Annotated in this window: 10 protein-coding genes; 4 read left to right on the top strand and 6 right to left on the bottom strand. The window is 59.5% G+C overall.

All coding sequences use genetic code 11. The features are described 5' to 3' along the window. Window positions 1–522 precede the first annotated feature (522 nt). Window positions 523–888, bottom strand: a complete 366-nt coding sequence (locus G5380_RS14700; RefSeq protein WP_005339919.1) for a YijD family membrane protein — start codon at window positions 886–888, stop codon at window positions 523–525. A gap of 19 nt (window positions 889–907) precedes the next feature. Then, window positions 908–1,528, bottom strand: a complete 621-nt coding sequence (gene fabR / locus G5380_RS14695; RefSeq protein WP_005339921.1) for an HTH-type transcriptional repressor FabR — start codon at window positions 1,526–1,528, stop codon at window positions 908–910. 147 nt (window positions 1,529–1,675) lie between these two features. Between fabR and G5380_RS14690 the strand changes: the two genes are divergently transcribed. Continuing rightward, window positions 1,676–2,794 carry a fatty acid desaturase gene (locus G5380_RS14690; protein ID WP_421209480.1) on the top strand — a complete coding sequence of 373 codons (1,119 nt, stop codon included), beginning with the start codon at window positions 1,676–1,678 and terminating at the stop codon, window positions 2,792–2,794. A gap of 75 nt (window positions 2,795–2,869) precedes the next feature. Here G5380_RS14690 and G5380_RS14685 read toward each other — a convergent pair whose 3' ends face one another. Beyond that, the gene (locus G5380_RS14685; protein ID WP_005348505.1) at window positions 2,870–3,025 is read right to left on the bottom strand and encodes a hypothetical protein; all 156 of its coding nucleotides are present in this window, start codon (window positions 3,023–3,025) and stop codon (window positions 2,870–2,872) included. Between the two features lie 175 nt (window positions 3,026–3,200). On the opposite strand from G5380_RS14685, the gene G5380_RS14680 reads away from it, so the two are divergent. Next, complete coding sequence (locus G5380_RS14680) at window positions 3,201–3,827, top strand: lysoplasmalogenase (RefSeq protein ID WP_005348507.1); 627 nt, start codon at window positions 3,201–3,203, stop codon at window positions 3,825–3,827. A 79-nt stretch (window positions 3,828–3,906) separates the two neighbouring features. Here G5380_RS14680 and G5380_RS14675 read toward each other — a convergent pair whose 3' ends face one another. Together G5380_RS14675 and G5380_RS14670 are read right to left on the bottom strand one after the other, a co-directional pair. Beyond that, the gene (locus tag G5380_RS14675; protein WP_421209478.1) at window positions 3,907–5,460 is read right to left on the bottom strand and encodes a DHA2 family efflux MFS transporter permease subunit; all 1,554 of its coding nucleotides are present in this window, start codon (window positions 5,458–5,460) and stop codon (window positions 3,907–3,909) included. After that, the gene (locus G5380_RS14670) at window positions 5,460–6,512 is read right to left on the bottom strand and encodes an HlyD family secretion protein (RefSeq protein WP_201944010.1); all 1,053 of its coding nucleotides are present in this window, start codon (window positions 6,510–6,512) and stop codon (window positions 5,460–5,462) included. Before G5380_RS14670 ends, G5380_RS14675 begins: the two co-directional genes overlap by 1 nt. A gap of 96 nt (window positions 6,513–6,608) precedes the next feature. Between G5380_RS14670 and G5380_RS14665 the strand changes: the two genes are divergently transcribed. After that, window positions 6,609–7,511, top strand: coding sequence for a LysR family transcriptional regulator (locus G5380_RS14665; protein ID WP_005357631.1), 903 nt, complete (start codon window positions 6,609–6,611; stop codon window positions 7,509–7,511). 9 nt (window positions 7,512–7,520) lie between these two features. After that, window positions 7,521–7,835, top strand: a complete 315-nt coding sequence (locus G5380_RS14660; RefSeq protein WP_005339933.1) for a DUF2007 domain-containing protein — start codon at window positions 7,521–7,523, stop codon at window positions 7,833–7,835. An 11-nt stretch (window positions 7,836–7,846) separates the two neighbouring features. Here G5380_RS14660 and G5380_RS14655 read toward each other — a convergent pair whose 3' ends face one another. After that, complete coding sequence (locus G5380_RS14655) at window positions 7,847–9,130, bottom strand: dicarboxylate/amino acid:cation symporter (protein WP_042052525.1); 1,284 nt, start codon at window positions 9,128–9,130, stop codon at window positions 7,847–7,849. Window positions 9,131–9,252: the final 122 nt, after the last annotated feature.

Here is a 9,252-nt window from a genome sequence, read left to right as displayed (position 1 = left end):
TTAGAATACCGGCCTGTCACGCCGGGGGTCGCGGGTTCGAGTCCCGTCCGCTCCGCCACTAATTTGAAGGCCTTCCCTGATGGGAAGGCCTTTTTGCTATGGGCGGTTTTTGCCCATAAGTCCCACTGGTTTGCACACCAGAACCAACACAAAGCCCAGTCTGACGACTGGGTTTTGATGTTTTTAGCGTGTTAGACAGCCAGTGTTAGCATTTATCTGCCGGAAGATAACCAGACAGCCTGTTCTTATCACTATTTTCTAGTTATATCAGAGCGTTATCAGCTCAATTTACAGCCATTCGAGTGGTGCTATGGCCAACCAACTCAGGCTTTATCTGCATGCTGGCTACAAGGCAGCTCCATATTGCCCCCTCTCTTCTATCTTGGAGGCCAAGCTGCTTGGCTAGGTTGGGAATACCGAGATTGCCGGATTAATCAGGTACCGTTCAAGCAAAGAGGCCTTCCCGACGGGAAAGCCTCTTTGTTTTATCTATCAGCTGATTAGCATCACTCGGTCTATTTATCAGGGCTTCTCTTTGTTGCCAATGCTCAGGCCGAGCTTGATGGAGAGGGCCGCCAGTAACAGCAGCATCATGATCAGGGAGAAGAAGTTGCTGCCAAGCTCCGGGTATTGCACCTTGAGCAGCGCGGAGTGGCCGAAGACACCGATAAAGAAGCAGAGCAGAGTGCAGATGGGGGTGTTGCCCACCATTGGTTCATGGCGATAGTGCTGGAACAGCTGATAGGCCGCCAGCCAGAGGGCAATCAGCGGGAAGAAGGAGAAAGGCACAACCGAGTTGGTCAGCACGGCCAAAGAGGCATCGCCACAGATACCAATCAGCATGGCCATGGCGAGCGGTTTTTTCGGGATCATAAGCTGTTCAGTCATATCGTTCTCCATCCTGTGGTCATGGGTGAGGTTCACGGCGCTTCTGGTTTTGTACCTCGGCGCCCATGGCGATCATCCGCAGTTGGCGAATTGTTCGGTCAGAGAGTGCGCGGCACTCTTCGCTGGTCATGTCGAGTGCATCGGCACCGGCACTGAAGACGATGGTGACCATGGCTTCTGCCTGGATGTAGGCATCTTCCCGTGGTGCTTCGGTGGTGGCTTCCAGATAATCGGTCAGCTCTGCGATAAAGTGCTGGATTTCGCGAGCCACCGCCTGACGAAAGGCGGCCGAGGTGCCGGAGCGTTCCCGTAGCAGCAGCCGGAAGATGTTGGGGTTGTTCTCGACGAACTCCATAAAGGTCTGCACCGAAGTGCTGATGACACTGCCGCCACCGGCAATGCGCTGGCGTGCCTGGCGCATCAGTTGGCGCAGGGTGAGACCTCCTTCGTCAACCAGGGTCAGGCCCAGCTCCTCCATATCGCGAAAGTGGCGATAGAAAGAGGTGGGCGCGATACCCGCTTCACGAGCGACTTCCCGCAGGCTGAGATTGGAGAAACTGCGATTGGCGCACAGTTGGCTGAATGCAGCATCGATCAATGTACGCCGGGTTTTTTCTTTTTGTTGAGCGCGAATACCCACGAAATCAGTCACCTTCAGCTTAACGAGGACAAATGATAACCCGAAGGCGCCTCAGGATCAGGTTTGTATCCTACTTTTTTACCATTGACCGTGAGGAAATCACCATAGAAAATGGCTAACAGCTGTTCGCTGAAAGGATGCAATGAGATGGCCAGACCCCCCATTATTTTCACCAATACCCTGCTGTTCTCCCTCTCCGGGATAGTGGCGTTGATTGTCGTGCCCTGGTACGGCATGAGCCACGGTTACGATCTCTGGCAGTGGGCCAGTTTCCTGTTGTTGTTCTGCCTGAGTGGTCTCTCCATCACCGCAGGCTATCACCGGCTCTGGTCGCACAAGGCCTATAAGGCGCACCTCGCTTTGCAGTGGTTGTTTGCCATCGGCGGTGCGTTGGCGCTACAGAATTCGGCCCTGCACTGGTCGGCCGATCACCGCCGTCACCATCGTCATGTGGATGACAACGATAAAGACCCCTACAGCGCGGGGCGCGGCTTCTGGTATTCCCACATCGGCTGGATGTTGCGGGAGCATCAAGGAGATCGCTATGGCGATTACAGCAATGTGCGTGATCTGCAAAACAACCCGGTGGTCGCGTTTCAGCACCGTCACTATCTGACACTGGTGCTGGCGACCAATCTGGGCCTGCCGCTGCTGCTCGGCCTGTGGCACGGGGACTTGCTCGGCATGTTGCTGTTGGCGGGCGTGCTGAGGATGGTGATGACTCACCACACCACCTTCTTCATCAACTCGCTGGCCCATATCTGGGGCAGTCAGCCCTATACCGATCGCAATACCGCTCGCGATAACGGCATCCTGGCTTTTTTCACCTTTGGCGAGGGGTACCACAACTTTCACCACCTGTTCGAGAATGATTACCGCAACGGCATTCACTGGTGGCAGTTCGATCCGACCAAGTGGTTGATCCGGCTCGCCTCTTGGTGTGGTCTGGCGGGGGATCTCAGATCCTCGCCGGAGGAGCGTATCGAACAAGCCCGGCTGCAGATGCAGCTGAAACGGGCACAAGCCAAGTTGCGCAAGCAGGAAGATCGTGAACTGTGGCAGGCGCTGCTGCAGGAGGAGTACGACAAGCTGAGCCAGCAGTTGCAACACTATTACGCCAGTCGCAAGCGGCTGCTGGAGCTGCGCAAGCGCAAGGCGCTGGCGCGCTATGACCGCCTCAAGCTGCAACTGGAGTACCGGGCCCTGCGGGACGGCTTCATCGCTGGTAAACGCAACTGGAGTCGTTTGCTGGCAGGTATTGCATGATGCCGTCCGATTATCACAGAGACTAAAAGAGAAGACCGCCTGCTGGCGGTCTTCTCTTTTATGATTCAACTCAAGCTAGTTGGCTTGGCTCTGCTGTTGCTGCAACTGATCCAGTGCCTGTTGCTCCTGCTGGCTAAGACCCAGCTGTTCGCAGGCCTGCTCAAAGCTGATCCCCAGATGGCACATCATGATATCGATGGCGGGCAGATAGTTCTTCATAGCTTCTTCCATGGTGATCCTCCAGACCCGTCACTTATGCCCTGAACCACTCGGTGCGGCAATTAGACTTTAGGCTTAGTCTGTCCATTTGATAAGCACCCCTGCCACTGGGGGAGGGAATTTGTTACCCTGCACCATGATAAAAACGGTTGCCGTATGACTGCGAGCAACAGGTGAGGAGCAGGGCATGTTATTGAGTTTCTTGATCATCGCTTCAGGTTGGTGGCACATCCGTGCTGCCTACGGTTCAGACAGCCGCCAGTTCTATATCAGCAAGCCGCTGACCATGCTGCTTATCATCGCGTTGGCGTTCGGCTACCAGAGTTATGACCACGACGGTTCACACGCCTGGATCCTGCTCGGCCTTTGTCTCTCGCTGGCGGGCGATGTGCTGCTGATGCTGCCAAGCGATCGCTTCATTCAGGGGTTGGCGGCATTTCTTGTCGCGCATCTCTGCTATATCGTCGGTTTTGCCCAAGGGCCATTGCTGCTCAATCTGGTGGATGGTTTGCTGCTGTTGCTGATCGCCGGCATGGTATTCGGCCTGTTGTGGGGCAAGCTGGGGGAGATGCGGATCCCGGTCTTCTGCTACATGCTGGTGATCATCGGCATGGCCTGGGTGGCTGCCGGTGCCTGGCACGCCTCTCTCACTGCCGGTTCGGCCGCCGCTCTGGTGGGGGCGCTGATGTTCCTCTTCTCCGACAGTATGCTGGCGCTCGATCGCTTCCGTCGCCCCTTTCCCCACGCCCGCGCCTGGGTGATGAGCAGCTACTTCGCGGCGCAATTCCTGATTGCAGGGTCGCTGGCGGGATAACGCCTTCTGGTTGAGTGCAGTTAACAGATAACGAAAAACGGGCTTTGGCCCGTTTTTCGTTTTATGCCCCGGCGGTTTTTCACGCCTCTAGCGGTTCGGCATCCGCTGCCCGTGGGGTGGGGGATTTGAGCAACAACATCAGGCCGCTGGCGATCAGCAGGAAGATCCCCATGATGTAGAACACCTGGTTGTAGGCCATGATGGCCGCTTCCCGGTTGATGGTATTGGCCAGTATGGCGTGGGCTTGCTGCTGGGCTATCTCGGGGCCTGACCCCTGCGCCATCATGCTCTGGGCCAGCTGCAGCAGATAGCTCTGCCCCTCGATACTGCTGGCGGCCAGAGTGCTGCCAATCTGCAGCACATGGGTGCGGGTATCGTTGTCGAGCAGGGTCGCGATGATGGCGATACCGAACGCACCACCGAGGTTGCGCAGCACGTTGAGCAGAGTCGAGGAGGAGGGGATCTCGTCGTGGTTCAGGCTGGCGGTGGCGACCAGGGAGAGCGGCACCATGATGAAGGGCTGCCCCAGCGCCCGCACGATAAGCGACTGGATCAACTGCGGCCCGGCGTAGTCGGCACTCATGTTGACGTTCATAAAGCAGCTGACGGCGAAGATCAGGAAGCCGAAGCTCACCAGATAGCGCGGGTCTATCTTGTGGGTCAGTTTGGGCACCAGTGGTAGCACCAGCAGTTGCGGCAGCCCCATCCACATCAGTACCTCGCCGATTTCCAGCGCGTTGTAGTTGTGGATCTGGGTCATATAGAGCGGCAACACATAGATGGAGCCCATCAACGCCATACCGAGGATCAGATAGGCGAAGCAGGCCAGCGCGAAGCGCGGGTTGTGCAGCAGCCGCAGATTGACCAGCGGGTGACGGCGGATCAGCTGGCTGATGACAAAGAACACCAGCGCCACCGCCGAGATGACCGCCAGTCGCACGATGAAGCTTGAACCGAACCAGTCTTCCCGGTTGCCCTCCTCCAGCACTACCTCCAGCAAGCCGAGGCCAAGTGCCATGGTGACGATGCCGATAAGGTCGACCCGCTTGATCACGGCCCAGTCCACCGGTTTTTTATCCAGCCCGTGGGCCAGCATGGCCATCACCAGCAGTCCCGGCGGCACGTTGAGATAGAAGATGTAGTGCCACGACATCTGCTCGGTGAGCCAGCCGCCGAGGGTTGGGCCGATGGCGGGGGCGAAGGTGGCACAGAGGCCAAACAGCGCCATGCCGGTGGCCCGCTTCTGTAACGGCAACAGGGTGACGATGAGGGAGAAGGCCATCGGGATCAGCGCCCCGCCAGTGAAGCCTTGCAGCGCCCGGAAGACGATCATGCTGGTGAGGTTCCAGCTGAACGAGCAGAGCACGGAGGCGGCGATAAACGCACTGGTGGTCCAGAGCAGGTAGCGGCGCACGCTCAGCCCCCGGCTCAACCAGCCGCTCAGGGGGATGGCGATCATCTCCGCCACCAGATAGGAGGTGGAGATCCAGGAGCTCTCGCTCAGGGTGGCCGACAGGGCCCCCTGAATATCCTTCAGAGATGCATTGGTGATCTGGATATCGAGGATGGCCATGAAGGCGCCGATAAGGCCCCCCATGACCGCGATCCAGTTGCGACGTGGAATGGGTTCCATCAGTTGGCAGCCACCACGGGATCAGGAGTGCGGGTATCCACGATCACTTCGGTCGAGAGACCCGGCAGCAGCTTGCCTGCCAGCGGGCCCGGCTCGGGGATGCGGATCTTCACCGGTACCCGTTGCACAATTTTGGTGAAGTTGCCGGTGGCATTCTCCGGCGGTAGCAGAGCGAACTTGGCGCCGGTCGCCGGAGCCAGGCTGTCGATGATCCCCTCGACCGGTTGATCCGGGTAGGCATCGAGTACCACTTCGACCTTCTGGCCCGGCTGCATATGAGCGAGCTGGGTCTCCTTGAAGTTGGCCTCGACCCACACCTGCTGCAGCGGCACCAAGCTGGCGACCTGCATACCGGACTGGACGTAGAGCCCCTCCCGCAGGCTGCGCTTGCCGATGATGCCATCGGCCGGTGCCCGCAGCTCGGTATAACCTAGCTCCAGCTTGGCCTGCTCCAGTTGTGCTTCGCTCAATGCCAACTTGGCCAGATTCTGTTTGCGTTCAGCATCCAGTACCAGCAGTCGCTCACGGGCCGCCTGCAGGGCGGCTTGGGCCTCCCGGGCTTGCGCCTGATTGACCTGCAGGCCGGCACGAACCTCGTCCAAACTGTCTTGCGAGCTGTAGTGGCGCTGGTTGAGCTGACTGATCCGGTTGACCTGCTGGCTGGCACGCAGCTGTTCGGCATTGGCGGAGGCGACCTTGGCCTCGGCCTGCTGGATCAGGCTTAGTTGTTGGGTGCGGGTGGCAGCCAGATTTTCGGCCGTCGCCTGATTGAGGCGCAGGTCGGCTTCGGCCTCCGCGACCCTGGTTTTGTATTCGCGATCATCGAGACGGGCTATCAGTTGGCCCGCTTTGACCGGCTGGTTGTCGGTCACCAGCACTTCGCTGATATAGCCGGGCAGCTTGGAGCTGATCCCGGTTACCTCGCTCTGGAGATAGGCGTTGTCGGTGCTCTCGAAATAGCGGCCGTGGAGATACCAGTAGGCGGAGAAGAGGAGAGCGAGCAGGGCCAGGATCATGGCGGCCAGGAGAGGGATTTTCTTGTGTTGACTCATTTTGGAGATTCCTGAACGTAAGGGGCGCAGGCTAACACTGGTCAACTGTTTCGATTAGTATTGGTTCACGAGATATACAGTTTCACTGGTGCAACAATGGATCTCAATGCCGCGTTAATTCTGGTGCGTATCGTCGACAAGGGCTCGTTTACGGGGGCCGCCCGCGAGCTGGGGATGACCAAGGCGATGGTCAGCCGCCGCATCGCCGAGCTGGAACAGCGGCTCGGAGTGCGTCTGCTCTATCGCTCCACCCGTCAGCTCACTTTGACCGAGGAGGGGGAGAAGTACTACCTGCACTGCAGCAAGGCGGTCGATGCCCTGACCGAAGCCGAGCTGATGCTGAGCGCCAGTCAGCAGGAGGTAACCGGCACCCTCAAACTGGCGGTACCCATCGAGACGGGGCAACTGGTGGTTGGGCGCTTGGTCGCCAAGTTTTTGCAGGCCTATCCCGCCCTGCAGGTGGAGCTGGAGCTGACCAACCGGGTGGTGGACCCCATCAGTGAAGGGCTGGATGCGGTGGTGCGGATTGGCGACATGAGCGACTCCAACCTGGCGGCGCGCCGACTCTGGAGCACCGGAAGGCTGCTCTGTGCCAGCCCGGACTATCTGGCCCGTAGTCCGGTCATCGAGCGGCCGGAGGATCTGGCCAACCACGAGCGGGTGACGGTGAGCAGCGGGTTTCTCGCCTCTCACTGGTGCTTCGAGCTGGATGGCAGAGAGGTGCTGGTTGACCCCCCATCCCGTTTTCGGGTCAATAATATTACCTGTGCCCGGGAGGCGGCGAAGGCGGGGCTGGGGTTGGCCTCGTTACCCGCTATGCTCTGTCAGGATGAGCTGGCCAGCGGCGAGCTGGTGATCCTGCTGCCAGAGTGGCAGCAGCCCAGGGTGCCGATTTATTTGCTGTTTCCGGAGCGGCAACTGATGCCGCGCAAGTTGCGGGCATTCATCGATTTCATGATTGATAACGGCGCCGAGTTTGGCATCGACAAGTTGTTGTAAGGGGGAGCTATGGATAACTGGATCAATCTCTATCGCGCCTCACACACCCTGGAGGCGCACGCGTTGAAAGGGGCGCTGGAGGCGGAAGGGGTGCTGGTGCGCCTCAATGGCGAGGGGCTGTCGGGCGCCCTTGGCGAACTGCCGGTCGACATGTTGCAGGTGACCCTGATGGTGCGGGCCGAGGATCGCAGCAAGGCGGGACGGGTCATCGAGCGTTACCAGCAGCGTCAGGGTAACGGCTGGCTGTGCGGCCAGTGCGGGGAGGAGAACGGCGCCAACTTCGACGTCTGCTGGCGCTGTCATCACGATCCCCACGATAGCTGATCTCTCTTCCGCTAGCGCGGCGGGAACTCGATATCTTCCCCTGCGCTGGCATCGTGATAGGTCGCCAGATCCAGCTCGTTTTCGCTGCGGGCGATCAGCACCGACACCAGAATATCCCCCGAAACATTGACCGTGGTGCGCGCCATGTCGAGGATCCGGTCAATGCCTGCAATCAGTGCCACCCCTTCCAGCGGCAAGCCCACCGCCGTCAGGGTCAGGGTCAGCAGCATCAACCCGGTGCCTGGGGTGCCAGCGGTGCCGATACTGGCCAGGGTAGCGATGCTGATGATGGTCAGGTAATCGACCATGTGCAGCTCCACACCGAATGCCTGAGCTACGAACAGCGCAGTCACTCCCTGATAGAGGGCGGTGCCATCCATGTTGATGGTGGCGCCGATGGGCAGCACCTTGGCGGTGATGGCGGGGGAGACTCCCAGCCGCTTCTCGGCGCAGGCCAGACTGATGGGCAGGGTGGAGTTGCTGGAACTGCTGGTAAACGCAACCGCCTGGGCGTCAACGATGCTCTTGAAGTAGTGCAGCGGATTGAGCCGTGCCAGCAGGAGCAGCAGGGTGCTGTAGACCCCGAGCACGTGCAGCAGGCAGCCGAGGTAGACGGCGCCGATCACCTTGAGCAGCGGCAGCAGCAGGTCGAGACCGTACTTGCCGGTCATCCAGGCCATCAGGGCGCAGACACCGTAAGGCGCGAGCGCCATCACCATCTGGGTCAGCTTGAACATCCCCTCGGCCAGCGAGGTGAAGAAGAGGATGGCGGGGCGGCCACGGCGACCGCTGGCATTGAGGGCGACCGCCAGCGCCACCGCAAAGACGATCACTTGCAGGATCTTGCCATCCACCATCGCCTGTACCGGGTTGCTCGGCACCAGATGGCTCAGCACGCTGGCCAGGGTGGGTGGTTCCGACATACCGATCCGCTCATAGGGGCCCATGTCGGCACCCATGCCGGGCTCCAGCAGCCAGCCCATCATCAGGCCGATGCAGATGGCGATGGCGGTCGAGCAGAAGTAGAGGCAGATCGCCTTGCTGCCGATGCGATCGAGGGCCTTGCCCTTGAGCAGCGAGGTGAGACCGGCGATGACCGAGCAGAAAATGAGGGGCACCATCAGCATCTGGATGGTGTTGACGAACAGGACACCAAGGGGCTTGAGCAGCAGGGCTTGCTCTTCAAAGCCGACGCCCAGACCCACCCCTGTCAGCATGCCGATCAGGGTCTTGAGCCAGAGTGGTCGGCGGGTCCAGATCTGCCAGGGCTTGAGAGCCTCTCCATGGAACAGCATGACGCCAATATCCTTATACATTGTCTGCGATGGCCAAAAAGGGGCGCCAGTGTAGCGATCCCTGACGCGGGTTGCCACATTATCGACAAAGCGGTGGCGGTGACCACTCCCCTGACCAGGTA

It is taken from the genome of Aeromonas sp. 604443, from assembly GCF_049170315.1.
GTDB lineage: Bacteria > Pseudomonadota > Gammaproteobacteria > Enterobacterales > Aeromonadaceae > Aeromonas > Aeromonas veronii_A.
Note: the sequence above shows the minus strand (reverse complement) of the source record. Positions and strands in the feature narration are given on the sequence as shown.

Bases quoted from the DNA above. Each gene is read 5' to 3' on its own strand.
- G5380_RS14700 (WP_005339919.1), bottom strand. From the start codon at position 888: ATGACTGAACAGCTTATGATCCCGAAAAAACCGCTCGCCATGGCCATG.
- G5380_RS14690 (WP_421209480.1), top strand. From the start codon at position 1,676: ATGGCCAGACCCCCCATTATTTTCACCAATACCCTGCTGTTCTCCCTC.
- G5380_RS14685 (WP_005348505.1), bottom strand. From the start codon at position 3,025: ATGGAAGAAGCTATGAAGAACTATCTGCCCGCCATCGATATCATGATG.
- G5380_RS14680 (WP_005348507.1), top strand. From the start codon at position 3,201: ATGTTATTGAGTTTCTTGATCATCGCTTCAGGTTGGTGGCACATCCGT.
- G5380_RS14675 (WP_421209478.1), bottom strand. From the start codon at position 5,460: ATGGAACCCATTCCACGTCGCAACTGGATCGCGGTCATGGGGGGCCTT.
- G5380_RS14670 (WP_201944010.1), bottom strand. From the start codon at position 6,512: ATGAGTCAACACAAGAAAATCCCTCTCCTGGCCGCCATGATCCTGGCC.
- G5380_RS14665 (WP_005357631.1), top strand. From the start codon at position 6,609: ATGGATCTCAATGCCGCGTTAATTCTGGTGCGTATCGTCGACAAGGGC.
- G5380_RS14660 (WP_005339933.1), top strand. From the start codon at position 7,521: ATGGATAACTGGATCAATCTCTATCGCGCCTCACACACCCTGGAGGCG.
- G5380_RS14655 (WP_042052525.1), bottom strand. From the start codon at position 9,130: ATGCTGTTCCATGGAGAGGCTCTCAAGCCCTGGCAGATCTGGACCCGC.